27 protein-coding genes and 2 pseudogenes are annotated in these 22,018 nt (G+C 64.1%); 16 read left to right on the top strand and 13 right to left on the bottom strand.

Annotation, left to right across the window (positions count from 1 at the left end; genetic code table 11):
- The first annotated feature begins 37 nt into the window (after positions 1-37).
- From SM757_RS09665 to SM757_RS09655, 3 genes and pseudogenes are all read left to right on the top strand, one after another.
- On the top strand, positions 38-607 hold the full coding sequence (locus SM757_RS09665; RefSeq protein ID WP_322465275.1) for a carboxymuconolactone decarboxylase family protein: 570 nt from the start codon (positions 38-40) through the stop codon (positions 605-607).
- The gene (locus tag SM757_RS09660) at positions 604-1,410 is read left to right on the top strand and encodes an amidohydrolase family protein (protein WP_322465274.1); all 807 of its coding nucleotides are present in this window, start codon (positions 604-606) and stop codon (positions 1,408-1,410) included. Before SM757_RS09665 ends, SM757_RS09660 begins: the two co-directional genes overlap by 4 nt.
- A gap of 191 nt (positions 1,411-1,601) precedes the next feature.
- Positions 1,602-1,999, top strand: a pseudogene (locus SM757_RS09655) (IS3 family transposase); the annotation flags it as partial.
- A gap of 142 nt (positions 2,000-2,141) precedes the next feature.
- Here the strand turns inward: SM757_RS09655 and SM757_RS09650 are convergent.
- A complete protein-coding gene (locus SM757_RS09650) occupies positions 2,142-3,662 on the bottom strand; it encodes an ATPase domain-containing protein (protein ID WP_322465273.1) in 1,521 nt (506 codons plus the stop codon).
- A gap of 112 nt (positions 3,663-3,774) precedes the next feature.
- Positions 3,775-4,107 carry a hypothetical protein gene (locus SM757_RS09645; protein WP_322465272.1) on the bottom strand — a complete coding sequence of 111 codons (333 nt, stop codon included), beginning with the start codon at positions 4,105-4,107 and terminating at the stop codon, positions 3,775-3,777.
- 343 nt (positions 4,108-4,450) lie between these two features.
- On the opposite strand from SM757_RS09645, the gene infA reads away from it, so the two are divergent.
- The 8 genes from infA (at position 4,451) to SM757_RS09600 (ending at position 8,575) form a co-directional block, all read left to right on the top strand.
- Complete coding sequence (gene infA, locus SM757_RS09635; protein WP_322465271.1) at positions 4,451-4,711, top strand: translation initiation factor IF-1; 261 nt, start codon at positions 4,451-4,453, stop codon at positions 4,709-4,711.
- A gap of 110 nt (positions 4,712-4,821) precedes the next feature.
- On the top strand, positions 4,822-5,031 hold the full coding sequence (gene cspE / locus SM757_RS09630; RefSeq protein ID WP_322465270.1) for a transcription antiterminator/RNA stability regulator CspE: 210 nt from the start codon (positions 4,822-4,824) through the stop codon (positions 5,029-5,031).
- A 51-nt stretch (positions 5,032-5,082) separates the two neighbouring features.
- On the top strand, positions 5,083-5,292 hold the full coding sequence (gene cspE / locus SM757_RS09625; RefSeq protein WP_322465269.1) for a transcription antiterminator/RNA stability regulator CspE: 210 nt from the start codon (positions 5,083-5,085) through the stop codon (positions 5,290-5,292).
- Between the two features lie 144 nt (positions 5,293-5,436).
- A complete protein-coding gene (locus SM757_RS09620; RefSeq protein ID WP_322465268.1) occupies positions 5,437-5,646 on the top strand; it encodes a cold-shock protein in 210 nt (69 codons plus the stop codon).
- Between the two features lie 282 nt (positions 5,647-5,928).
- Entirely contained in the window at positions 5,929-6,393 is a 465-nt protein-coding gene (locus tag SM757_RS09615; protein WP_322465267.1) for a hypothetical protein, read from the top strand.
- An 84-nt stretch (positions 6,394-6,477) separates the two neighbouring features.
- Complete coding sequence (modA, locus tag SM757_RS09610) at positions 6,478-7,248, top strand: molybdate ABC transporter substrate-binding protein (RefSeq protein WP_322465266.1); 771 nt, start codon at positions 6,478-6,480, stop codon at positions 7,246-7,248.
- 95 nt (positions 7,249-7,343) lie between these two features.
- Complete coding sequence (locus SM757_RS09605; RefSeq protein ID WP_322465265.1) at positions 7,344-7,805, top strand: hypothetical protein; 462 nt, start codon at positions 7,344-7,346, stop codon at positions 7,803-7,805.
- Positions 7,806-8,296: 491 nt separating this feature from the next.
- Positions 8,297-8,575: a hypothetical protein gene (locus SM757_RS09600; RefSeq protein WP_322465264.1), complete on the top strand. Its 279-nt coding sequence runs from the start codon at positions 8,297-8,299 to the stop codon at positions 8,573-8,575.
- Between the two features lie 38 nt (positions 8,576-8,613).
- On the opposite strand, the gene SM757_RS09595 is transcribed toward SM757_RS09600, so the two are convergent.
- Positions 8,614-8,835, bottom strand: coding sequence for a CrpP-related protein (locus tag SM757_RS09595; RefSeq protein WP_322465263.1), 222 nt, complete (start codon positions 8,833-8,835; stop codon positions 8,614-8,616).
- A 652-nt stretch (positions 8,836-9,487) separates the two neighbouring features.
- Positions 9,488-9,688 (bottom strand): hypothetical protein, encoded by a 201-nt coding sequence (locus SM757_RS09590; RefSeq protein ID WP_322465262.1) that lies wholly within the window; start codon positions 9,686-9,688, stop codon positions 9,488-9,490.
- Between the two features lie 445 nt (positions 9,689-10,133).
- Here SM757_RS09590 and SM757_RS09585 point away from each other — a divergent pair, with 445 nt between their 5' ends.
- Positions 10,134-10,256: a hypothetical protein gene (locus tag SM757_RS09585; RefSeq protein WP_322465261.1), complete on the top strand. Its 123-nt coding sequence runs from the start codon at positions 10,134-10,136 to the stop codon at positions 10,254-10,256.
- Positions 10,257-10,531: 275 nt separating this feature from the next.
- Positions 10,532-11,659, top strand: coding sequence for a response regulator (locus tag SM757_RS09580; RefSeq protein WP_322465260.1), 1,128 nt, complete (start codon positions 10,532-10,534; stop codon positions 11,657-11,659).
- A 69-nt stretch (positions 11,660-11,728) separates the two neighbouring features.
- Here the strand turns inward: SM757_RS09580 and SM757_RS09575 are convergent, their stop codons facing one another.
- The 4 genes and pseudogenes from SM757_RS09575 to SM757_RS09565 all read right to left on the bottom strand — a co-directional run bounded on the left by SM757_RS09575 (position 11,729) and on the right by SM757_RS09565 (position 14,328).
- Positions 11,729-12,619 (bottom strand): transglutaminase-like domain-containing protein, encoded by an 891-nt coding sequence (locus SM757_RS09575; RefSeq protein WP_322465259.1) that lies wholly within the window; start codon positions 12,617-12,619, stop codon positions 11,729-11,731.
- Positions 12,606-13,478 (bottom strand): zinc-binding metallopeptidase family protein, encoded by an 873-nt coding sequence (locus SM757_RS09570; protein ID WP_322465258.1) that lies wholly within the window; start codon positions 13,476-13,478, stop codon positions 12,606-12,608. Before SM757_RS09570 ends, SM757_RS09575 begins: the two co-directional genes overlap by 14 nt.
- A gap of 42 nt (positions 13,479-13,520) precedes the next feature.
- A pseudogene (locus SM757_RS35550) lies at positions 13,521-13,937 on the bottom strand (zinc-ribbon domain-containing protein); the annotation flags it as partial.
- 31 nt (positions 13,938-13,968) lie between these two features.
- Positions 13,969-14,328, bottom strand: coding sequence for a hypothetical protein (locus SM757_RS09565; protein ID WP_322465257.1), 360 nt, complete (start codon positions 14,326-14,328; stop codon positions 13,969-13,971).
- 278 nt (positions 14,329-14,606) lie between these two features.
- Here SM757_RS09565 and SM757_RS09560 point away from each other — a divergent pair, with 278 nt between their 5' ends.
- Positions 14,607-15,326: a Crp/Fnr family transcriptional regulator gene (locus SM757_RS09560; RefSeq protein WP_322465256.1), complete on the top strand. Its 720-nt coding sequence runs from the start codon at positions 14,607-14,609 to the stop codon at positions 15,324-15,326.
- A 192-nt stretch (positions 15,327-15,518) separates the two neighbouring features.
- Here the strand turns inward: SM757_RS09560 and SM757_RS09555 are convergent, their stop codons facing one another.
- Positions 15,519-15,890, bottom strand: coding sequence for a hypothetical protein (locus SM757_RS09555; RefSeq protein WP_322465255.1), 372 nt, complete (start codon positions 15,888-15,890; stop codon positions 15,519-15,521).
- Positions 15,891-16,193: 303 nt separating this feature from the next.
- On the opposite strand from SM757_RS09555, the gene SM757_RS09550 reads away from it, so the two are divergent.
- Both SM757_RS09550 and SM757_RS09545 read left to right on the top strand, forming a co-directional pair.
- The gene (locus SM757_RS09550) at positions 16,194-17,063 is read left to right on the top strand and encodes a CrpP-related protein (protein ID WP_322465254.1); all 870 of its coding nucleotides are present in this window, start codon (positions 16,194-16,196) and stop codon (positions 17,061-17,063) included.
- An 85-nt stretch (positions 17,064-17,148) separates the two neighbouring features.
- Complete coding sequence (locus tag SM757_RS09545) at positions 17,149-17,415, top strand: hypothetical protein (protein ID WP_322465253.1); 267 nt, start codon at positions 17,149-17,151, stop codon at positions 17,413-17,415.
- A gap of 112 nt (positions 17,416-17,527) precedes the next feature.
- On the opposite strand, the gene SM757_RS09540 is transcribed toward SM757_RS09545, so the two are convergent.
- From SM757_RS09540 to SM757_RS09525, 4 genes are read right to left on the bottom strand one after another with little or no spacing between them, the layout of a single operon-like run.
- Entirely contained in the window at positions 17,528-18,514 is a 987-nt protein-coding gene (locus tag SM757_RS09540; protein WP_322465252.1) for a Bug family tripartite tricarboxylate transporter substrate binding protein, read from the bottom strand.
- Positions 18,515-18,553: 39 nt separating this feature from the next.
- A complete protein-coding gene (locus tag SM757_RS09535) occupies positions 18,554-19,585 on the bottom strand; it encodes a D-2-hydroxyacid dehydrogenase family protein (RefSeq protein ID WP_322465251.1) in 1,032 nt (343 codons plus the stop codon).
- Positions 19,575-20,345, bottom strand: a complete 771-nt coding sequence (locus tag SM757_RS09530; RefSeq protein ID WP_322465250.1) for an enoyl-CoA hydratase-related protein — start codon at positions 20,343-20,345, stop codon at positions 19,575-19,577. The genes SM757_RS09535 and SM757_RS09530 overlap by 11 nt, the downstream gene beginning before the upstream one ends.
- Positions 20,338-21,885 carry a 3-hydroxyacyl-CoA dehydrogenase gene (locus SM757_RS09525; protein ID WP_322465249.1) on the bottom strand — a complete coding sequence of 516 codons (1,548 nt, stop codon included), beginning with the start codon at positions 21,883-21,885 and terminating at the stop codon, positions 20,338-20,340. The genes SM757_RS09530 and SM757_RS09525 overlap by 8 nt, the downstream gene beginning before the upstream one ends.
- Positions 21,886-22,018: the final 133 nt, after the last annotated feature.

The following is a 22,018-nucleotide window of genomic DNA, read 5'->3' as shown; positions in this document are numbered from 1 at the left end:
CGCCCGCTAACCTGCTGCGCAAACTCAGGAGCCATCCATGCCACGCATCACGTTCCCTACCCCCGACACCATGGACGCCGAGCAGCGCCGCGTCTACGACAAGGTCGTCTCCGGCCGGCGCGGCAAGATCGTGGGGCCGCTGCGTGCGGCGCTGCACAGCCCGGAACTCGCCGATCGGTGGCAGGCCCTGGGCGAATTCCTGCGTTACAACACTTCGCTGCCACCGCGCCTGTCGGAACTGGCCATTCTCGTGACAGGGCGCGCCTGCCAGTCACCCTTCGAGTGGTACGCGCACCGCGCCGAGGCGCTCAAGGCCGGTATTGAACTGTCCATCATCGACGAACTGCTGTCGCAGCGCATCCCGCAGGGCCTGACCGAATCGGAAAGCCTGGTGGTGCGATATGCGCGCGAGCTGAACCAGTTCAACTCGGTGTCCGACACCACCTATGCCGCCACGCTGCAGCACTTCGGCGAACGCACTGTCGTCGAGCTCACGGCGCTGGTGGGCTATTACACGATGGTGGCCATGACGCTCAATGCACATGAGATCCCTCTGCCCGAAGGCGAAACCGCGGCTTTCGACCTGCCGCAAAAGGACATGGCATGAGCGGGGGATGGGACTGCCACGCGCACCTGTTCGGCCCCTACGATCAGTTTCCACTCGCCGCGGACAGGAGCTACACGCCGCCGCCTGCGCTTTCTTCGCAGTATCTGGCGCTGCTGTCACGACTGGGCCTGTCGAACGGCGTCCTGGTGCATCCCAGCGCCTATGGCGAAGATCACTCGTTGCTGTTCGACGCGCTGGCGGCGCATCGCCAGTTGCGGGGTGTCATCGTGGCGCGGGCGCATACCTTTGCTGCGCTGCACGGCTTGCGCGACAGGGGCATCAGGGCCGCGCGATTCAGCCATCGCAGCGGCGCGGGCGCCAACTTTGCCGGCAGTGCCGGCTTCACGGACCTGCTGGAGCTTGCCCCGAGACTGGCCGACGCAGGCCTCCACGCCGAGCTCTGGACCGACACGCAGGCCCTGCCGGAGATCGCAGAGAACTTGCGCCGGCTGCCGGTGAAGGTGGTGATCGACCACATGGGCGGCTTCGACATCGATGCGGGCATCGACGCCCCAGGATTCCGCTGCCTGCTGTCGTTGGTGGAAGACGGCGTCACGTTCGTGAAGCTCTGTGCGTACCGCAACTTGTTCAAGGCGCGGGACTTCGACCAAGGCCTGCCTTTCCATCACGCGCTGCTCGGTGCCAATCCGCATGCGCTACTGTGGGGCAGCGACTGGCCGCACTTGCGCGTAGAGCCCGCGCCAGATGCCGCCCAGCTGCTGGCGGAGTTCAGGCGCTGGACCGACAGCCCGACACTCGAATCGCTGATTCTTGATGCCAACCCGGCCAAACTGTACGGCTGATTGCTGCCACAGGCGACCTGACAGAGCACCAGGCACGCTGCGCTTGCAGTCCCCTGTCGGCAAGCAAGGACGACGCAAGCACCGGGGTCCTTGCGCCGAGCTTCCCAGGTTGCTGGCCGATGCGGTGACGGCGTCAGGCGCGATGCCATTTTTCACCCAGTTGACCAGTTGAGGCAGCATGTCAAAGCTGTCTGACGCTGGAGCAAATGGAGATTGCTCGGCTGAGAGCCGAACTTGCGCGCGTGAAGATGGAGCGCGATGTGCTGGAAAAAGCGACGGCGTAGTTCGCGAAGGCGCGGGGGTGAAGTACAAGCGTCACGGTCAGCAGTGGCCGCTGTCGCTGACCTGCAAAGTGCTGCGCGTGAGCGTCAGTGGGTACCTGGAACATCGCCGCCGTCGCGACGCACGCAAGCCCAGCCAGCCGGGGTCGGGCGGGCTCAGCGATGAGGTCTTGCTGGTGCACATGCGCGCCATCCATGCCGAAGTGCGTCAGGAGTACGGCTGGCCGCGGATGTGGAAAGAATTGCTGGTGCGCGGGCACCGCGTGGGCAAGGAACGCGCGCGCCGCCTCATGAGCCAGCACGGCATCACGCCCTGCGCCAGCTGTTCGCACAGCATGGCCAACGTGGCACACACAGCGCCATCCATCCCCGCGCGCTGTATCAGCGACAGCGTCACCTCGCCGTCACGGCGCGTTGGCGGCGCCACCAGTACACGCTGTCCGGACTGGCTCACGGCGGTGTGCCCGCAGGCCCGGTTGCACTGTCCAAAATGCCCCCTGTAACGTGCACGCCACTGCTCACCGGCACCCCGGCAAGCACGCCGCGCAGCCCCGCCAGCGGTGCGCTCAGGTGCACGCCGCCGGCGTCGAACCAGATCTGGCGGATCGTTTCCTCGTGGCGGCCACTGCGCTTCTTGAACACCGAGATGGCCTTTTTCACCCGGCCGTCGTGCTCGAACATGCGCATCACGACGACGCTGTCGGCCAGATAGCTTGCATCCACGGGCGACTGCATGTTGGGCCCAAGCAGGCCGCTCTGTGCCGCGACCAGAAACGTCGCCACGCCGCGGTGGTTGAGATAGGCCAGCAACTCGTGCAGTTGGGCCGTGAGGAAGCGGCCGTCGGGCATGGCGTTGAGGTAGCCGTTGAGGCTGTCAATGACCACCACCCGCGCATCGCGCTGCTCCACCGCCACCCGGATCATCGCGGCGAACTCGCCCGGCGCAATTTCCGCCGGATCAATTTGGCGCACCTGCACCTGGCCCACGCCCAACCCTTCCACCAACGGCATGCCCAGCCCCTGGCAGCGGGCCAGCAAAATGGCGCGCGACTCGTCGAAGGCAAAGACCGCAGCGTGGGCGCCGCGCAGCGCCGCGGCATGCGCGTACTGCAGCGCCACGGTGGACTTGCCGCTGCCTGGCGGGCCCAACAGCAGCGTCGTCGTGCCGCGGTCTATGCCGCCACCGAGCAGCGCATCCAGCGCGACGACACCGCTGGGCACCGGCTCACGCACGAAATCACCGTCATGGTCGGCCGCGGCCAGGCGGGGAAACACCTGCAGGCCCCCGCAGCGGATGCACATGTCGTGGAAACCACTGCGAAAGTCGCTGCCACGAAACTTCACCACCTGCAGTTGCCGCTGCGTCTGCCCATAGCTCGGTGCGTGCTGGTCCAGCGAGATCACGCCATGCGCAATGCTTTGCAGTTGAAGATCCGGCCCCTCGGCGGTACGGTCGTCGAGCAGCAGCACCGTGCAGCGGCGTGCGGCAAAGAACTGCTTGAGTGCCAGGATCTGGCGCCGGTAGCGCAGAGAACTTTGCGCCAGCAGCCGCAGCTCCGACAGCGAATCGAACACCATGCGGCTGGGCTCGACGCGCTGGACTGCCTGCAGCACCTGGCGCGTCGTCTCGGTCAGCTCCACCTCCGAGGGGTGGTACATCGTCAGCTCCGCCTCGCCGTCGAAGCCGCCCTCGTGGCCAATAAGCTCCTCGATGTCCACGCCGTCCAGACTCAAGCCATGCGACAGGGCGCCGGCCACGAGCTCGGCCCGCGTCTCGGACAGCGTGATGTAGAGACATCGCTCGCCGTTGCGTACGCCTTCCCGAAGGAACTGCAGCGCCAGCGTCGTCTTGCCCGCGCCCGGGTTGCCGTCCACCAGGTAGAGGCGATGCGACAGCAGCCCGCCATGCAGCACGTCATCCAGGCCAGGCACGCCTGTGGAGGACCGTTGAGGGATGTCGTTTTGTTCCATGGGCAGCGGCTGGGCACAGCAAGCAACACGCGCCTCTGAGCATACGGGGCGCCTGCCGGAGCAAAGGCCCGCAACTTTCTGGCGCTTGGCAGGGTCGCTGGCTGACAGCGCTTCAAGCGCTGGCAGCCTCCTCGGTATGGGGCAGCACTGTGCAGTGCGCGCGCACTGCCAAATGCGCGCCCAGCATGCTGCGCCAAGAGATCAAAAAAATTGGTAGATCACGCAACGGCAGAATGCGTGCTACATTAGCCACTGGCGCTTGCGGTAAACCAGCTTGCACAAAGCGGTCTTTTAAGCCGGCGCCCGGATCACGAGTTGATCTCCATCCCGCTCCAGAGCTGCTGATTGCCTCGGCGATTTCGATGTTCTGGTTGCCCTTGGCTCGCAGCGAATACCCCTGCCAGCCCGCGCCCGGACCGAGTTCATCCGCCGCTTGTGCGTGCATCCCAGCACGCCACCTCAGTCAGACCCGGCCGACCCCCAGTGTGGGCCGCGCCGCCGAAAGCCTCTCATCAATAAATCTTTCCGGGTAGGCAAGTACCTTGTCTCCCCTTTGACCCGACACATCGGGCCAAGCCGCTACGCCGCCTCCGTTTCCATACGCAGCGGGCACGGCAGCGCTTCCCACGACCGCGTCATGCGCTTCGTGCCGGAATTCGATTCCGGCGAAGCCGCCCTGCAGTACGCCTGCGATCAAGGACTTGACTGGATCAGCCGTGCGGCTGCCAGCCAGGCCGCGACCGGCCCTGCCCGGCTTTCCCATCTTTCACACACACAGGAGTAACTCCATGGCCAAGGAAGAACTGATCGAAATGCAGGGCGTGGTCGGCGAGGTCCTGCCGGATTCGCGCTTTCGCGTGAAGCTGGAGAACGGGCATGTGCTGGTGGCTTACACCGCCGGGCGCATGAAGAAGCACCGCATCCGCATCCTGGCCGGCGACAACGTCTCGCTGGAGCTCTCTCCCTACGACCTCAGCAAGGGCCGCATCACGTTCCGGCACCTCGAGCGGCGTGGCCCGCCTCCGTCGGCCCATCAGCGCAGGCGTTGATGCTTCAGGCCGCGGCAATACCTCATGACCTTGGCTTCCTTGCAAGGAAGCTAATTTCCCGCACCAGCCAAAGCTGGGGCCTTTCCAATATTCCTAAAAGGATTGACGACATGACGACTGAAACTGGCACCGTGAAATGGTTCAACGAAACCAAGGGCTTTGGCTTCATCACGCCTGACAATGGCGGCAAGGACCTGTTTGCCCATTTCAAGGAAATCAAGGGCAACGGCTTCAAGACCCTCGTTGAGAACCAGCGCGTGGAATTCGAAGTCACGCAGGGCCAAAAGGGCCTGCAGGCTTCCAGCATCCGCACGCTGTAAGCCGCAATCACACCACCCGTATTCCCCAACTTTCCCCAAAGGATTGACGACATGACGACCGAAACTGGCACCGTGAAATGGTTCAACGAAACCAAGGGCTTTGGCTTCATCACGCCTGACAACGGCGGCAAGGACCTGTTTGCCCACTTCAAGGAGATCAAGGGCAACGGCTTCAAGACCCTCGTTGAGAACCAGCGCGTGGAATTCGAAGTCACGCAGGGCCAAAAGGGCCCACAGGCTTCCAGCATCCGCACGCTGTAAGCGACACACAGCCTGCACGGCTTGCGGAGGTCATTCCTGTGGCTTCCCGAACGCGAGCGGCTTTTGCCTATTGCGCTGCGAAACCACCGGGACCGCTTGCGGTAATCCCCTCGTTTTCGAATTTCTCCCACAAGGATTGACTCCATGAGTACCGAAACAGGCACCGTGAAATGGTTTGATGAGCCCAAGGGCTTTGGCTTCATCACGCCTGACAAGGGTGGGAAAGACATGTTCGCCCACTTCAGCGAAATCAAGAGCGACGGCAACAAGACGCTCGTCGAGAGCCAGCGTGTGGAGTTCGAGATTACCGAGGGCCGCAAAGGCCTGCAGGCCTCCAATATCCGCGTGCTGTAAGCACGGGCTTGTACCCAGGGGGCGCTGGCGGGCGCTTTCCTAGAAGCTGGCTCCGCCGGCTTGAGGGCATCTGGGTGCAGCTCCGTGCACCAGCGTACAGATGCCGTCCTCACGACGGCGCACGATCTTCAATGGGCAAGCCGCCCGTGCTGTCGTTCCTCACACGGGACACTGACTGGTGATTGGACCCATTCATTCATCAGGGAGCATCCAGGCCATGAGCGGCACCGGAAGCATCCGCGACATGAAGACGAGTTCATACCGCCATGGGAGAACCGCAACATGAGCATCCCGACCAGTCGTTCGACGGCAAGCAGCGGCAGCATCGATGCTGCCGCCCAAGACACCTTCATCACCGAAGGCGGCCATGCGAATACATGCAGCACCCCTGCTCGTGAGTTGGCCGAGGCCGATCACGAGGAGCAGGCGCACCTGATGGCAATGCTGGGTATTCACCACGAAGGTCGCTACTACCACTTTCGCAGCTACCGATATACCCGCCTGGAAGATGCCGTGGCGTATGCGCGCTTGGTAGGCACCCGCGTTGCACGCATGCTGGCCGAGGATAACCTGCCCAGTCCCTCCTTGCTTGAAGAAGTGAACCTTCCCACAGGCCAGGAAGAGGTCCTCATGCAATCGCTGGGCGTGTGTTTCGAGGACGGCCGCTACGTGTACGAGGGCTTTCACTACGACCGCCTTGCCGATGCAGTGGCCTATGCCCGGTTGCGGCATGCACGTGAGCCGTGAATCCCAGCGGCGTGCGCCGCAAGCTGTAGCGGCTTTTTACGGACGAAGCGCTCAGCCCGTAGCCGTAATCGCTACAACGCCTGCATGACGCAAACCTGCCGACAGTGGATCGTGCGCTGCGCCGGCGCGCTCGTGGCGCTAGCTGCGGCGGCCTCACCAGCGCTGGCTCAGCGCCTGACAGTGGCCATGGACGACAGCCTGGGCGACGCCATGAAGGCCGTGGCACTGGAGTTCACAGCCAGCCACGGCGGCGTCAGCGTGAGCTTCCTTGCAGGAGCCTCTGGCGCGCTGCTGGAGCAGCTCGGCCACGACACGACGGCCGACGTGCTGGTCGTTGGGGACGTGCAAACCCTGGAACTGGGCGAGCAGCGCCGCTTGCTGGTGCCCGCTGTGCTCAACGTCTTTGCCTCCAACGCACTGGTCCTGGTGGTGCCGATGTCAGCAGGCCTGCCCGTGCAACGGCTGTCCGATCTGGCGCGTCCGGAGGTGATGCGTATCGCGATGGGGCGTCCCACCAGCGTGCCCGCAGGGCGCTATGCCCGCGAGGCAATCAACGCTCAGCGCCTGTGGTCTTCACTGCAGCGCAAGGTCGTCATCGTGGAGAGCGTGCACGAGGTGCTGGACTTGGTCGCCAGCTCCGATGCGGACGCGGGCCTTGTCTTTGCCACCGATGTGGCCGCGGCAGCAGGCCGCGTGCGGGTGGTACAGACGCTGCCCCTGGGCACGCCTATCCACCATGCGGCAGCCGTCGTTGCGGGCAGCAGGAATCCGGCGCTGGCGCGCGAATTCGTTGCCTACCTTCGCAGCGAACCAGCCCGTGTTGTGTTCAGGCAGTTTGGCTTTGGGGTGCCTTGATTAGCGGGCCTGATTTATTTTGGAAGATATTTTTTTGGTTTCAGACTTGGTGGGACCACTGCTTGCTCAAGATATACGATCCACAGGAGAACTACATGACAAATCCCATCAACACTATGCTCAATGAAAATTCACTGCAACCGTCCATGCAACCCTATGTTCGCCTGACACAACGTAACATGCAGTTGTTGACGCGTTTTTCGGCCTCACCGGAAATGGTGAGCTTGTGGTTGAAAAACGGTCAAAAAATATTCGCTCAAACTGTCCAAGAGGCGGCGTCGGGCAAAACCTCGCATGAACCCAAAAAAATGGTCAAGCAGGTGCAGGAAAATATATCGGACGTGGGACAGTCCAAGGCTTTCGCCAGCCTGCTTCAGGGCTTGATGCAAAGTCACCTGGAGTTTTTGACCGATCTGGCCCAGACCAACATGGCGGCGCTGAGCCAGATGTCGAACAAGATGATTGGAAACCTGCAGCAGGCTTCCCTCGGTGAGCCGCCCGCCGAAGCGCCGTTGGAAGAACAGCCGGCCACGCGCGCCAAACGCAAGGCGCATTGATTCAATTTGATGTAACCAACCGACAACCCCATATTCACAGGCTACTCGCTTGGAAATGAAAAACTCGCCGGTGGATTTCTCTAACGGCGGGTTGCCAGCCCCTTCCGGGCGAAGAAAATACAGATCCGGAGCGGCGTTGGCTCCTCATCATTCCGGTCCAATATCATCTTGCCGTGGGAAGACGGCTTCAATTCACTCCGCTTCACGCGGACAGCAAGATTGAAGCACAGGAACGGCAAGGAATTTAAAACACGGGAATGACCCGCCGAGCCAACCTTGGTGGAGACTTTCTGGCGAGACCATCAATTTCAATGAAAAGCAACTGAAAATATTTATTTTCATGCTTGGTAGCGAATACACGTCACACTGGCCAGTGCAGCCGCCGCCCCTGATGCTCAAGCGCAAGTGAGCGCCGCGGGTTGAACAAGCCGTGATGCGGCACACGCCAGCCAAGTGCTACTTCATCCCCTTTACTTCAACCGTTACAGCCCATGACTCCTGACGATCTTCGCGCGCATTTCGCAGCGCATGCCCCTGATGACATTCCCAGTTGGTTCCAGCCTGCCGTGGTCGAGCCGTCCCTGCCGTCACTGCCGGAGCGTGGTTCGGACGATACGGCCGACAACGCCGCCGTGAAAGCCTGGTCCGATCAAAGAAGCCAGGCCCATCTGCGGCGCGAGCAGTACCGATACTTTGCCTGGCGCTGGTATTACGCCGATCAGATGGTCGCGCTTAAGGACATGCCAATCAGCTTGCAGCCACATGGCTGAGCGCGGGACGCCGGGCAACGTCGCGCCCAACGCCTCCGTCAACGCCCAGTCGGCAGCCACTTGATGGACAGGGGCTTCAGCACCTGCTGTTCGTAGCCTGCCTGCCAGGCATCCAGCCTCTGGCGCCACTCCTGTCGCGTTTCACCTGTGGCCAGCGGCATGTTGTGCAGCAACAGCATCGGATTCATCAAAGCGTCCTCGCCGCGCACCGCGGCCTTGGCGCCCTGTCGCTCAAGCTCGGCCTTTTCGTTGGGCTTCATGGTTTACATCCCGCGGCCACGACCGGCTTGTGCACGGTCCGTCCGGCCGCCGTGAGCTCCAACGCTGCGTTGTGCCAGGTCATCCAGCCCAAGGTGACGAAGTCGTCAAAACTCCCCGGAGCGATGTCCCGCGCCTGACGCAGCCGGTCCACCGCGGCGGGGAACTGTCGGCTCAGGAGTTCGCAGCGACCAGCGCTAAGGGTGACCCGGTCACGCCGCAGGGGAAGAAGATATTGCACGGTCAATCAGTTTCGGCGCGCGAGCTGCACGCCTTCATGGCTTGTCGAAGCATGGGCAGGGCTGCTGCCGGTGCCGCTTCAAGCGGATGGCGCCCTGCACCAACACGCCTGGGCGCCGCTGGGAAACCCGCTGTATCGCTTGTACCACTTCAGCCGCGCCCTTGCGTAAGCAAGGCGACCGACGCAAGCCACGCCCGCTGTGCACCGCCAAGCACCACGATAGCCATCGCAGTCCAAACGGCTGCGTGCGTGCACTGCCCGCTGCTCCCTTGCATGGCACACAGCCCGCGATGCGGCCCCAGTTGGGGCCCCTGGCCGTTGAAAAGCCGATCAGGCAGCGAAACCAGCCCCGCACGCGGCGCCGTGCCAGATAGGCCTCCACCGCCTCCATCGCTTGGCGCGCGCGGAGTTCATCAACGCCTGCGCATGCGCAAGGCATCCAGCCGCGCAAAGTCATAAGCCGGACGCAGGTACTCCGGAGCCACCGTGGCCGGCGAAGCGGGTTGGATGCCCAAGGCCCGCAGGTCAGGCAACAAGCTGGTGGTGACGTTGTCCACCTTCATGGAGTCCAGGTTGTCGGCCGACATCGGCGGCTCGCCAGGCAGCCATTGCATCAGGCTCGCCAGCAGCCGCCCGGGGCTCGTGGGCAGCCCAATCACAGGCCGCGGATGACCGCTGCAGCGCCTGGCCAACGAAGCCAGTGCCGCCAAGGATCAGGATGCGTTGCATGGTGGGTTTTTCACGGGCATGGACGGCGGTTCGCGCCTGCCGCATGCCATGCGGCCTAACAGGCATGACCGACAGCCTTGTGGACGCGGATCACGGCGATGTCGTGCTTGAGCGTCATGGCGGCTGCCGAGGCTGGGGCCTCATGTCCAGACGCTAAGGGCTGCCAGTCGCCGCGTCGGTGCGCTGGCGTACGCGGTCCTCACTCAGCGCACGGCAGGGATAGCCCACGCGCTCGGTGGGCCAACGTACAGACGCCCCGAGTCCGCGTGCAGCAACCTGCAACAGGCGCATGAAATGCGCTCTCCCATTTATCGAATGAAGGAAGCGGCAATGACCAAGAGACAACGTGGCAACAAGGAAGCCAAGAAGCCCAAGCAGGTGCGTCCACCGCCCGTGCTTGTGTCGGCCTCGTCCCTGACGCGGCCGACACCTGAGCGGCCCAAGGGCAAGTAGCCTGCATGGGCCGTGAAGTCCATTGACAGCGTGCATGCCGGGACGCGCCCCAACAAGTGGCCATGAGCGCCAGCCTGCGGTCCAGCGTAGCCACCCTTGCACGCCTGGCGGCCTTGCTCACCGTCCCGGGTCATCCCGATTAGACCGTGGCGCTTTGATCAACAGCGACGGCGGTCGCACAGCCCTCGCTCTCGGCCGCCCGGGAGCCCGCACGCTGACGAGCAGGAGCGACGCCCGACTGCCGTCCTCCGTCACGGCGTGATGAGGTGGCGCCCATGGAGTTTTCTCAACTGTTCACGCACAGCGCGCAGCAGGTGCTGCCCCTGGCACGCACCAAAGGCCTGGTATCGTTCTTTGACTACCGGGGCTCCAACATCGAGTTGGCCACGAACGCAGACCCCATCCGCGCGGCCATGCACCGGCTGATGCTGACGCTTACGGAGTCGATCGACCAAGGGTTCCTCACCCTCACCGCCGAGGCGGTCATGCTGGACGCGGACCACTGTGCCGTCACGGTGACGGCCGCCGGCACCGGCCTTTTCGTGACGGACCAGGCGTTGGAGGAGGTGCTCAAACGCCACGGCGCCGGTGGCATCGGCATGACGGGGCTGGACGATGTTCATGCGCAGTGGCGCGAGCCGCTGCACACACAGCCGGCCATTGAGGTGGCGCTGAGCCTGCACAAAGCCCGCAGTGAAGGATTGAGCTTCACCTGGCAGGCCGTACTGCCCGCGCGCCTGATCAACGAGCCCCTGCCCGCGCAAGCCCATGGAGCAACGGCCTGGCTGGTCAATGCCATCCCCGGGGGGCTGGATTCGGTCAAATACCGGCTCAGGCGGCAGGGCTGGCACGTGACCCTGCTGCAGTCGCTGCAGGACGCACAGGCCTTGCTCGATGCCGGTCCGCCTGCGAACCGCCCACTGCTGTTGCTGGTGGCCGAATCGCCGCAAGCCATGCTGGCGGACCTTGAACGGCTCACGCGGCTTTCGCCGGCGACGTGGCTGGTCCTGGCGGTGGACGACCATCCAGTCAACCAGCTGGTGGTGCGAGGGCTGCTGGAGCTGTTGGGCTGCGAAGTGGACATCGCGGCGGACGGTGAGCAGGCCATTGCCTTCTGCCGTGCCCGGGCGCCGGACCTGGTGCTGATGGACGTGCACATGCCCGGGCTCAACGGCCTGGAGGCGACCCGGCAGCTGCGCACGCTGCAGCGCCAGGGCGTGGTGCGCCCTTTTCCCATCGTGGCCGCCACGGCCATGCATTCGGTCCAGGGGCGACAGGAATGCCTGGCCGCCGGTATGGACGGCTACCTGGAAAAACCGCTGGAGCTGCAGGCGCTCAAGAATGAGCTGCACCGTGTCCTGCCCATGCAGCCGCTGTTGCCCAACGGCCGCCCCGAGCCCTGACGGCCTACCCCCGCTGAAATCACGCAGGAACGTCGCAGCTCAATCTGGCGGAGCAAAGTCAAGAAACCTTCATGGCTGAGGCGGGCAGTCGCTGCAGCTGTCGGTCGACAGTGCAAGATCGCAATGGTAAGGCTGCTCAAAGCCCTGATCGGCGTTGCCAACGGCAACGGCGCGAACCATGGGCGCATGCACCGACGTGACGCCACCGAACATGGTTGCAAATGCAACGTCTGCCGCATCCCGGCCAGTGCCTATGCGCACGAAGCCCATGGGTATGCCTGTGCCGGAGGCATCAAAGATGTACCAGCGGTCTCCCAGGTAGGCCTCGACGTAGGCATGGAAGTCGGGCGGCCCAAGCGCCGGATCGGCGCCGTAGTCGGTGCCAGTCACGAAGCGGGCCGGGATGTTGAGAGCTCGGCACAAGGTGATCATGAGGTGCGTCATGTCACGGCAAACGCCGGCCTGCTCAATGAGTGTCTCCACGGCGGAGGTCTTCGAGCTGGAGACGTTGGACGTGAAGGCGATGTGCTGCTGCACCCACTTCATGATGGCTTGCACCCGGCCATGGCCCTGCCAGAGTCCACCAAACTCCTTGAACGCCAGGCGCATGAGCCGGTCGGACTCGCAGTAGCGGCTGGGATAGATGTATTGCATGACTCCCAGCGGCAGGCTGCGCACGGGCACCTCGGCAAGTTGGCCAGGGTCAACGCGGTGGTGCGTCATGTCCACGGTGGCGCGATAGGCCACGTTCAACCGCCCGGGCAAGGCCCGCAGCCGCAGGTAGCGGTTGCCCGTGGCCGTATCGGTCTGGACCTGCGCCTCAACCGGTTGACTCAAGCTCAGGTGTTCCTGCGACACCTTCTGGCACGCCGTGTGGGCAGGGTGAATGTTGAAAACAAAATCTGCACCATGCTGGTCAATGTCGTATCCCAGCTCGATTTGAAGCTCAATGCGCACCATGGGTGCCCTCTCCTGCCTTTAGTCCGGACGCTCGTCGCCGCGGTGTGCGTGCCGATGTGCTCGCTGCAGCGGCCATGACCGCGGGCGGGTCTGACGCCGGATCTTCCTGTCTTGCCTGCGAAACCACGCAGTGGATGAAATGAAGCTTGGCCACCGCGGCACGCGGCAGCACAAAGGGATAGTAGTCCTGATGGCCCATGGCAGCCGACATCTCGTTCATCACCGCAGTGATCTCTATCCACGCATGCAGCATGTCCAGGAAAGCGTCTCCTGCGGGATCGGCCGGTGTCCAGAGGTCTTCACGGCCGAAGGGCCGCGCCTGGACGCACTGCGCCTGCGCGCGGATGCCATGGCTCAAGGCCGTATCGAGCGTGTCCCGAACGTGCAGGTAGTGCGCCCAGGTTTCGGCCCAATCCTCCCAGGGGTGCATGCTGGCATAGCTGCTCACAAAGGTCGTGCGCCAGTCCGGCGGTGGCCCCTGCTCGTAATGCTTCATCAGGGCCAAGCCGTAGCTCAGCCGCTCGTCGCCGAACAGGGCCCGGCAGGGAACAAGCCACTGAGTGCCGGCCACCAGCCGGTCCCAGTAGTAATGGCCGACCTCGTGGCGAAAATGCCCAAGCAGCGTGCGGTAGGGCTCGCCCATTTCCTGGCGGGTCTGCTCGCGTACCGGGTCGTCGGCTTCGTCCAGATTGATGGTGATGACGCCATTGCCGTGCCCGGTCAGGGCGCGCGAACCCCCTGGCGACGGGCTTGGGAACTCAAAGGCCAAGCCGCGTGCCGGATCGTCCCTCACCTTGGACACCACCGGCAGCCCCAGGCCGATGAGCTGTGACACCAGCCGGCGCTTGGCTCTTTCCATGCGCGTCCACAATACCAGGTCCCCGGCCCGTGACAGGTCGGGCACACATTGGTTGAGGGCGCAAGATTGGCAAAGCTGAACGCGCTTTCCTCTGGTGCCGGCATTGACAAGCCAATTGCAACCTGCCGGCGATGCGAAGTTGGCGCAGCGGCGGTACACCGGGACACGCGGGCCGCTGCTGCCACAAGCCTGCCAAGTGCCTTTTTGAGACCCCGGCTGCAGTGCCAGCATGGCTCCACGGGAAGCCACGTAGCCCAGCGGCGCGCCGCAGCCAAGACACGCGCTGTTGCGGAAGTAAATCTCGTGCCCACACTGGCACTTCCAGGCGCGAGACGTCGCAGCTACCGGTGGCCCGCCCAACTGTCCATGCCTGGATAGAACGGCCACTTCAGACTCCTGTGAACAGATAAGACGAAATGGCAAGCGGCGATCCCGCAGATGGCGAAACTGGCTGCGCATGGCAGCGGCCCTACAACTGGAACAGCACCCGTCACGGGCTCAGCAGCGCGTTGTAGGCGCGCTGGTCGGCCGCCTGGCAGCCACAGGCGACGCTTTCCAGGCCTGGCCGGTCGAGCACGCAGACCATGCCGCTGTGATAGCGAATCAGCAAGCGCTGCTGCAACTCACCGGCCGCCTCAGTCACGCCCTCGCGGCTCACGCCCAGCAGGCGCGAGCCCGCTACGGTGGCCACCAGCGACACGATGGCGTCAAGCGGGAAGTAAACGCACCGTGCCCGCACGCCGGGCTCGCAGAGCACGTCTCCGGGACATAACTGCACCGCTTCGGACATGGCCAGCAGGCGCAACTGTGCATATCGAGGCAGGCGAGCAATCAGCAGGTTTTCCAGCATCGCTTGCCTCCCTGCAGGAGCGTGGCGTGCGCGTCGCCAAGCGTATTGCACCAGCCCCCTACAGGTTGAACCTGAAACCAGTGCGACGGGGCCTGACAGCAACGTTAGGAGCTGCCGGACGGCGCGTCAGTGCGGCGGCGTACAGTGCGCATTTCTTTTCGCCGAAGCAGGTTTTCGTGCGCTGGCGTACCCAGGACACCTGCCCTCAAACAGTGAGCTTTGCTTGGCAGTGTGTCTGAACATGCATACCGCCGGTGCGGCCATGACCGGAGCCGCCCATGAGTCCTGATCTCGATCCACGACAAAACCGCCTGCTGGCGGCCTTGCCGGCAGAAAACTTCGCGCGCTGGCAGGCGGCGCTGGAACCCATGGACATGCCGCTGGGCACGGTGCTTTACGAGTCCGGCGTCGCGATGACGGATGTGTATTTCCCCTGCACGGCCATCGCGTCACTGCTGTACGTGATGGAAAACGGTGCGTCAGCGGAAATCGCGGTCGTCGGCAACGAGGGCATCGTCGGCGTGTCGGTCTTCATGGGCGGCGAGACGACGCCCAGCCGCGCCGTCGTGCAGAGCGCGGGCCGCGGCTTTCGCTTGCGCGGCTCGTGGCTCAAACGCGAATTCGAGCAATCGGCGCCGGTGCTGCACCTGCTGCTGCGCTACACCCAGGCCCTCATCACGCAAATGGCCCAAACGGCCGTATGCAACCGCCACCATTCTCTTGACCAGCAGCTGTGCCGCTGGCTGTTGCTGAGCCTGGACCGGCTGCAGGGCCCCAATCTGGTCATGACGCAAGAGCTCATTGCCAACATGCTGGGCGTACGCCGTGAAGGCGTTACGGAGGCCGCCGGCGCGTTGCAGCGCGATGGGCTCATCCGGTACCGACGCGGGCACATCACTGTGCTGGACCGCGCCGCGCTGGAGCGCCGGACCTGCGAGTGCTATGCCGTGGTGCGCGGCGAATATGACCGCCTGCTGCCTGCCAGCACGGCGCAATAAGGCTGGTAGTCTCAAATTTCTTATAGGCCGCCCCCGCGCTGGCCGCTCACGCCCGGACCAAGAACAGTGGCGTTTCTAGCAATTTCAGCGCATGATGTTGCATTGCAGCAATCAAAAGGCTGCATAAGAGAAGTGGCGTCTCGTCAAAGTTGTCAGCAGGGCAAACACAACAACCATGGCATTGAATTCCTGTTAAGGCATTTTGAATGTGATATAGGAGCCGCCATAAAGCAAAAAAAGCCGCAATCCTGGCGAATAAAAATCTCCACCGCGTCGCCATACGAATTCTCGTTGTGCCCGCATCAATAACAACCGCTGTACGGCTACAACCGGCGGAATTTGAGAATAAGCATGGCTCAACATGAAACGCTGTTGGAAATGGCTCATCGCCATGTAGCCGAAGGCCAAGCGCGTGTGCTTGGGCAAACAGCCCTCGTTGCCAGCCTTGGCCAGCAAGGCCATAACACTGCCAAGGCCCAAGAACTGTTGGCGTCCTTCACAAACACGCTGCGGGTCATGCGCGAGGTACTGGCCCGCGAGCAGGAGCGAGAAGCCAAGACGCACAGGCGGCCATCCGGCCGTCGCTGAAGTCGCTCAACCGCCATCGGTAAGCGGCGTCAGCCCCATCCAGACAATCGCTGAGCTATCGGCGCTTTCCGTGGTTGCCAATGTCCTGCCACCCAATGCAACGGTGAGCAGGATGTACAAGACGGCAGCCGCTTTGAGGTGTACTCTTTGAATTTCCGGGAGCCTATAGCCCGCCCGCGGTTGCAAAGAACCACGCCCCGCCGCAGCCTCTCGCCATTTCGATCGACACGATCGACCACTTCACATACGGTCCAGTGGGACCGAGCAAGGCACCGGCGTATGGACTCCTTCAGCGAATTGAGGCTGGAGCGCGATGGCGCGCGGACCGCAGCCCAGGGTGGCAACTGGCGCACCAACCCCTTGCTGCAAGCGCAGAACATGCCGCAAGCCACCGGCGAGTCGCTAGGCACATGGTCCAGCCGGCACGATGCGTGGCAAAGGGGCTTCGAGGGCTATTTTGAGCTGACGCCTGACTTACGCCAGCGTTCCAGGGGGAAAACCGGCAATGAGGCATTTTCAACGCTGATTGAAGGCCGCGCGCAGTGGCTCTCAACCATGCGGGCCTACATGATCCGACATCCGAAGCTCATGCGGCGCCTGCCCTCAACTGCACGGCATGCCCACGCGCGAGATAGCCGCCCGCGGGATCTGACAATTACGGCGTTTGGCACCGCAAGCTCAAGGCCATCTGGCACGCAACTGTTCGCCATCGTCGACAGAGGGCATGGCCCGCAAGATGTCCTTGCGTCTGACGACATGGAACAAGGCGGTGTCGATGATTCGGCCCTGCAGGAGCTTCGTCTCAGGGCGGATCTCGGCATACGTTGCCTCGGATGGCGCTACGAGTACCGCGGCTTCCGCTACGACCGGCTTGCCGATGCGGTGGCGTACGCCAAACTGGACCGTGCAAGGCAGCCCCCGGGCAACTTCGGAGAGGCAGCGCTTGCCGATGAGGCGCCTTGCCTGCCTGCCGGGGAGGAGCGCCAAACCATGACGCAATGGGCCATAGCTTTCGACGCGGGAAGCTACCGCTTTCAAAACTTCCGGTATGAGCGCTTGAGCGATGCCCTTGCCTATGCCCAGCTTGTGAAGCGCCGACAGGCCGCAGATGAACCACGACTTCAGGCCTCCAAGGAGCAGTCACTGTGATGGCTCCTATGCCGCGTCAGCATGCCGGGGTTGAAGCCATGTCTTCAGCTTTTTGCCCCGCAACCAGCGACCATGGAGCACGGCGATGAGTAAAGATTGTCTTGCATCGCAGGCGCTGGTTGGCGAAATCGAGCAGCAGCTGCGGCTGGTACCGCTATTGCGGACGGCGCTGGAGGGTAATGCCCTGTTTGAATTGACCGTTGCCGCCCCAAGCTTCCACGAGCGTGACCACCATGGCCGCAACTGGGATGTTGCCGGTTTTCGATCCGGCTTCCTCTATTGGCCTCAATGCCACGACGAGTTTCGGCGCATCGTTGATCGGGTACGCGCCCGTTACGACCTAGCGCCATGAAGACGCCAAATCAGGTCACGTAGAACGTGGCCGGCTTGGAACCGTGCTTAGAGGGTGTAGACAATGGCGCAACTTGTACCGGGCGACGAAGCAAAACGCCGTGACGAGCCCGCTACTCGACCCGAGCACCGGACAGCTGGATCACGTGCTTCCATTTGGCCGCCTCGCTCTTGACCTGCGCAGCCATTTCTTGAGGCGTACTACCCTTGGGCACCACACCGCTGGCCTGCAGCGAGCTGCGCACCTCGGCACTGTCGAGCACCGCGTTGACTTCCCGATTGAGACGCTCGATGACTGCACGGGGTGTCCCGCTGCGAACGCTGATGTAGTTGACGGGAGCACCATCGAAACCCGCCAGCTCCTCGGCAACGGCCGGTACGTTGGGCAGGACCGGCGAGCGCTCCGGGGTTGCCACGCCCAGGGCCTTGAGCGCACCCGATTCGATCAGCGCACGGTACACCGCGATGCTGTCAATGGCCATGGAAACGTTGCCGGCCAGCAGGTCCTGCAAGGCGGGGCCCGTGCCGCGATAGGGAACATGCACGATGTCGATCCCAGCGCGGGCCTTGAACAGCTCGCCGGCCAGGTGGCTGGACGAGCCGATGCCGGCGCTGGCGAAGTTCAGCTTTCCCGGATGGGCACGTGCGTACTGGATCAGTTCCTTCACGCTCTTGACCGGAAGATCCTTGTTCACCACGAGCACGTTGGGCACGACGGCGACCCGGGCCACCGGTATCAGGTCCGCAACCGGATCGTAGGGCAGCTTCGCCATCAGGTAAGGGTTGGTGATCTGGGGCCCCGGGGTCGTGTACAGCAGCGTGTAGCCGTCGGCCGGGGCCTTGGCGACGGCATCCGCGCCAGTGGTGCCGCCCCCGCCGGCCCGGTTGTCGACGATGATGGGTTGACCCAGCCGCTTGGCGAGCGGGCCTGAGATGGCCCGCGCCACCAAGTCAGCACCACCGCCTGCGGCAAACGGCACTACCAGGCGGATTGGCTTGGTGGGCCAGGATTCGCCTTGAGCGTGGAGGACGCCTGGCAAGGCCAGGACGGGCAAGGCGAGGCTCGCGGCCAGGACACGGCGTCGCAAAAGGGCGGTCATGATGGTCTCCTTGGTTTCGTAAGCAGGCCGGGTCTTGGCCTATTGGCAGTCCGGTTGCATGGATGGAATCGCCACGCCTGAGAGCCAGTCGTGGATGTGCCGCAAGGCGTTCCTGTAATAGGCGCGCAGGTTCTCCGTGCTGGCATAACCAAGATGCGGACTCAACATAACATTGTCCAGTGCAAGCAGCCAATGGCCGGCAGGCAGCGGCTCTTGCCAATAGGCATCGAGCGCTGCCCCACCAATGCGGCGTTGCTCCAGAACCTGGCGCAGCGCGGCCTCCTGCACCAGCCCAGCCCGGGCGGTGTTGACGAGCAGAGCATCGCCTTTCATTCGCCGCAGGTCGGCTGCGCCGACGATGCCCTCCGTGCTCGGCGCGAGCACCAGGTGCAGCGACACCACGTCAGCCGCGTCAAACAACTCGGTTTTGTCCACGGCACGCGCGCCCGCCTCGGCTGCGCGCTCGGGCGCAAGGTGAGGACTCCAAGCAAGTATCTCCATCCCGAAGGCTGTGCCCAACCGGGCCATCTGCCGGCCGATTCGGCCCAGACCGACCAATCCGAGCACCTTGCCCTGTACCCGGCTGGACAGCGTGGGCTGCCAGACTCCGGCACGCAGCGCCAACTGCGACGCGAACAGCCGCTTGTGCCAGCCCAGGATCAAGGCCCAGGCCGTCTCGGCGGTCGCTCCTCGTGCCTGCGGGTCGCCCGCGGCGTTGCAGGTGGTGATGCCCAGCCGGGCACAGGCTTGCAGGTCGATGGCGGCATTGCGTGCCCCGAGATTGGTAATGAGGCGCAAGCGGGGCAGCCGCTCCAGGACGCTCGCCGGCAGTGGTGTGCGCTCGCGCATGACCACCAGCACGTCGGTGCCGGCAAGGCACCGCACCAATTCGTCCTCATTGTCCGCAGGCTCGCGCAGCACCTGAATCCTCGTGCCGGGTGGCAGTGACGACCAGTCCGCCATGTCCAGGGCCACGCCCTGGTAGTCGTCGAGCAGCGTCACCTCCAGGGGTGGCCGGCTCGTGCCGACCCTGGAGCCGTGGCTCGCTTTCGCCGTGGGTTCAGCGGCCACGGTAGGACGGCTTGCGCTTCTCGAGAAAGGCCTGCATGCCTTCCTTTTGGTCTTCGCTGTCGAACAGCCGCTCGAATACCCGCCGCTCCAGCGCCAGTGCCGTCTCCAGTGGCACGTCTGCGCCCTGGCGCAGCACCTCGCGAATGCCCTGCACAGCCAGTGGCGGCATGGCTGCGATCTGCTCGCCGATTTGCAGCGCGCGAGCCAGCGCCTGCCCTTTGGGCACCAACTGGCTCACCATGTTGGCGGCGTACGCATCCTCGGCCGGGATCATGGCGCCGGTGAGGGCCCACAGTGCCGTCTTGTAGCGGCCGGCACTGCGCAGCAGGCGCTGCGTACCGCCGGCGCCGGGCATGATGCCAACCTTGATCTCCGGCTGGCCAAAGCACGCATCCTCGGCTGCCACGATCAAGTCGCAGGCCAGTGCGAGCTCACAGCCCCCACCCAGCGCGTAGCCTTCGACCGCCGCGATCACCGGTTTACGGTTGCCTCGCACCACGTGGAAAACCTCGTCGGTGGCCAGGCGCACGTGGTCCATGGGACGCATGCCCGCCATCTCGGCGATGTCGGTGCCTGCGACGAAGTAGCCACCGGCGCCGGTCAGCACGACGGCGGCCACCGCGTCGTTGGCCGCCAGCGTGTGCAGTTGCTGCACGACGGCCTGCTTGACGGCCAGGTTCAGCGCGTTGCGGCGCTCTGGCCGGTCAATGGTGACGATGCCGACCGGCCCCTGGATTTCGGTGCGTACCATGTCAGTCATGAGGAGCTCCCTCCACAGTCGCCGAGGAATGCACCGCGCGCTGCAGCCAGACTGAGGGGCGGTAGCGGCCATCGCCGTAGGCCCGCGCCAGGTGCTGCATCACCGTCAGGACATGCGACAGGCCGATGCGGCGTCCCCACGCCATGGGGCCGATCGGGTAGTTCACGCCCATCTTCATGGCGGCATCGACATCCTCAGCCGAAGCCACGCCCTGGTACACCGCATCCGCCGCTTCGTTGACCAGCATCGCCACCGTTCGCATGACGGCCAGGCCGGGCACATCGGCCAGTACGGTCACCTTCTTGCCCAACACCGCGAACAAACCGATGGCCTTGGCCAGGTGTTCGGCGCTTGCCTGCAGCGGCGCGGCAAGCGCCACGCGCGTGCACTGGCTCCAGTCCAGTGCGAGGTCGAACAGCACGACCGGCTCGCCGGCCGCAGCCGAGCGCTCGGTGGCCGTGCGTCCGTCGCTGAGTGCCAGTGCCAGGCCATCCACGCGCAGCAGTCCGGCGCCGGCCGTGTGCTGCACCGCGATGGCTTCCTGGCCGCGCAGCACGTCCTCCAGCGCAGCGGCGGGGCCCAGGTGTCCTTCAACGCGAACCTGGGCAGGTCGAACCCCTTGGTCACCGGCTTCCTCGGGGACAGGTGGCGCTGCGCCCTCGCGGTAGTCGAAGAACCCGCGGCCGCTCTTTCGGCCCAGCCAGCCGGCGTCCACCAGTGCCTTTTGCACCAGCGAGGGCTTGTAGCGCGGGTCGTCGAAGAAACCCTGGTACACCGAGCGCGTGACGGCGAAGTTCACGTCGTGGCCAATCAAGTCCATCAGCTCGCACGGCCCCATCTTGAAGCCGCCGCTCTCACGCAGCACCGCGTCCAGGCCGACCGGCGAGGCGCCCTGTTCCTGCAGCACCCGCAACGCCTCGCCGTAGAAGGGACGGGCCACGCGGTTGACGATGAATCCCGGCGTGGAGCTGCAGGCGACGGGCACCTTGCCCCAGGCACGGGCGGTGTCGGTGATGCACCGCATCACCTCGGGTGCCGTCGAGTGGCCGGCAATGACCTCCACCAGTGGCAGCACGGTGGCCGGGTTGAAGAAATGCATGCCCACCACGCGCTCGGGCCGTGCCAGCCGGCCTGCCAGCGCGGTGACGGACAGCGACGACGTGTTCGTGGCGATGATGGCCTCGGGCTCCAGCTGCGCCTCGACGCGGCTCAGCACCGCGACCTTCGCTTCGAGATCCTCGACGATCACCTCGATCACCAAGCCCACGTCATGAAGCGCCGTGTCGGCAGCGGCCGGGACAATGCGTTCGAAGACGGCGTCACGCACTGCCGCATCCAAGCGCCCGCGCTGCACGCGCTTGTCAAGGCTGCGTTGGACCAGCGCCAGGCCCTTGTCGAGCGCCGCAGGGTTGTTGTCTCGCAGGTAGACGCGGTGGCCGGCCACGGCCGCTACTTCGGCGATGCCGCAACCCATGGTGCCGGCGCCGATGACGGCGACCGCCTTGGTCAGCGGCAAGGGAAAGGAAGAACGTTCATCCATCTATGGTCTCCATGTCTTGCAATAGGGGTCTGCAAAGCTTGTCGTGCAAGCTGGCCAGGTGGCACTGGCGAATCGGCTGCGCTATCCAACGCTTAGAGAACGACGCACGGCGGTGTCGCAACGCAGCGGCTGC

Origin of the sequence: Azohydromonas lata, assembly GCF_034427735.1 — a bacterium.
GTDB classification, from domain to species: domain Bacteria; phylum Pseudomonadota; class Gammaproteobacteria; order Burkholderiales; family Burkholderiaceae_C; genus Azohydromonas; species Azohydromonas lata.
This window is presented reverse-complemented; position numbering and strand designations above follow the sequence as displayed.

What these genes read in the sequence shown, in the direction of transcription:
- SM757_RS09665 (WP_322465275.1), top strand. Translation starts at nt 38, where the DNA reads ATGCCACGCATCACGTTCCCTACCCCCGACACCATGGACGCCGAGCAG.
- SM757_RS09660 (WP_322465274.1), top strand. Translation starts at nt 604, where the DNA reads ATGAGCGGGGGATGGGACTGCCACGCGCACCTGTTCGGCCCCTACGAT.
- SM757_RS09650 (WP_322465273.1), bottom strand. Translation starts at nt 3,662, where the DNA reads ATGGAACAAAACGACATCCCTCAACGGTCCTCCACAGGCGTGCCTGGC.
- SM757_RS09645 (WP_322465272.1), bottom strand. Translation starts at nt 4,107, where the DNA reads ATGCACGCACAAGCGGCGGATGAACTCGGTCCGGGCGCGGGCTGGCAG.
- infA (WP_322465271.1), top strand. Translation starts at nt 4,451, where the DNA reads ATGGCCAAGGAAGAACTGATCGAAATGCAGGGCGTGGTCGGCGAGGTC.
- cspE (WP_322465270.1), top strand. Translation starts at nt 4,822, where the DNA reads ATGACGACTGAAACTGGCACCGTGAAATGGTTCAACGAAACCAAGGGC.
- cspE (WP_322465269.1), top strand. Translation starts at nt 5,083, where the DNA reads ATGACGACCGAAACTGGCACCGTGAAATGGTTCAACGAAACCAAGGGC.
- SM757_RS09620 (WP_322465268.1), top strand. Translation starts at nt 5,437, where the DNA reads ATGAGTACCGAAACAGGCACCGTGAAATGGTTTGATGAGCCCAAGGGC.
- SM757_RS09615 (WP_322465267.1), top strand. Translation starts at nt 5,929, where the DNA reads ATGAGCATCCCGACCAGTCGTTCGACGGCAAGCAGCGGCAGCATCGAT.
- modA (WP_322465266.1), top strand. Translation starts at nt 6,478, where the DNA reads ATGACGCAAACCTGCCGACAGTGGATCGTGCGCTGCGCCGGCGCGCTC.
- SM757_RS09605 (WP_322465265.1), top strand. Translation starts at nt 7,344, where the DNA reads ATGACAAATCCCATCAACACTATGCTCAATGAAAATTCACTGCAACCG.
- SM757_RS09600 (WP_322465264.1), top strand. Translation starts at nt 8,297, where the DNA reads ATGACTCCTGACGATCTTCGCGCGCATTTCGCAGCGCATGCCCCTGAT.
- SM757_RS09595 (WP_322465263.1), bottom strand. Translation starts at nt 8,835, where the DNA reads ATGAAGCCCAACGAAAAGGCCGAGCTTGAGCGACAGGGCGCCAAGGCC.
- SM757_RS09590 (WP_322465262.1), bottom strand. Translation starts at nt 9,688, where the DNA reads ATGCAATGGCTGCCTGGCGAGCCGCCGATGTCGGCCGACAACCTGGAC.
- SM757_RS09585 (WP_322465261.1), top strand. Translation starts at nt 10,134, where the DNA reads ATGACCAAGAGACAACGTGGCAACAAGGAAGCCAAGAAGCCCAAGCAG.
- SM757_RS09580 (WP_322465260.1), top strand. Translation starts at nt 10,532, where the DNA reads ATGGAGTTTTCTCAACTGTTCACGCACAGCGCGCAGCAGGTGCTGCCC.
- SM757_RS09575 (WP_322465259.1), bottom strand. Translation starts at nt 12,619, where the DNA reads ATGGTGCGCATTGAGCTTCAAATCGAGCTGGGATACGACATTGACCAG.
- SM757_RS09570 (WP_322465258.1), bottom strand. Translation starts at nt 13,478, where the DNA reads ATGGAAAGAGCCAAGCGCCGGCTGGTGTCACAGCTCATCGGCCTGGGG.
- SM757_RS09565 (WP_322465257.1), bottom strand. Translation starts at nt 14,328, where the DNA reads ATGCTGGAAAACCTGCTGATTGCTCGCCTGCCTCGATATGCACAGTTG.
- SM757_RS09560 (WP_322465256.1), top strand. Translation starts at nt 14,607, where the DNA reads ATGAGTCCTGATCTCGATCCACGACAAAACCGCCTGCTGGCGGCCTTG.
- SM757_RS09550 (WP_322465254.1), top strand. Translation starts at nt 16,194, where the DNA reads ATGGACTCCTTCAGCGAATTGAGGCTGGAGCGCGATGGCGCGCGGACC.
- SM757_RS09545 (WP_322465253.1), top strand. Translation starts at nt 17,149, where the DNA reads ATGAGTAAAGATTGTCTTGCATCGCAGGCGCTGGTTGGCGAAATCGAG.
- SM757_RS09540 (WP_322465252.1), bottom strand. Translation starts at nt 18,514, where the DNA reads ATGACCGCCCTTTTGCGACGCCGTGTCCTGGCCGCGAGCCTCGCCTTG.
- SM757_RS09530 (WP_322465250.1), bottom strand. Translation starts at nt 20,345, where the DNA reads ATGACTGACATGGTACGCACCGAAATCCAGGGGCCGGTCGGCATCGTC.
- SM757_RS09525 (WP_322465249.1), bottom strand. Translation starts at nt 21,885, where the DNA reads ATGGATGAACGTTCTTCCTTTCCCTTGCCGCTGACCAAGGCGGTCGCC.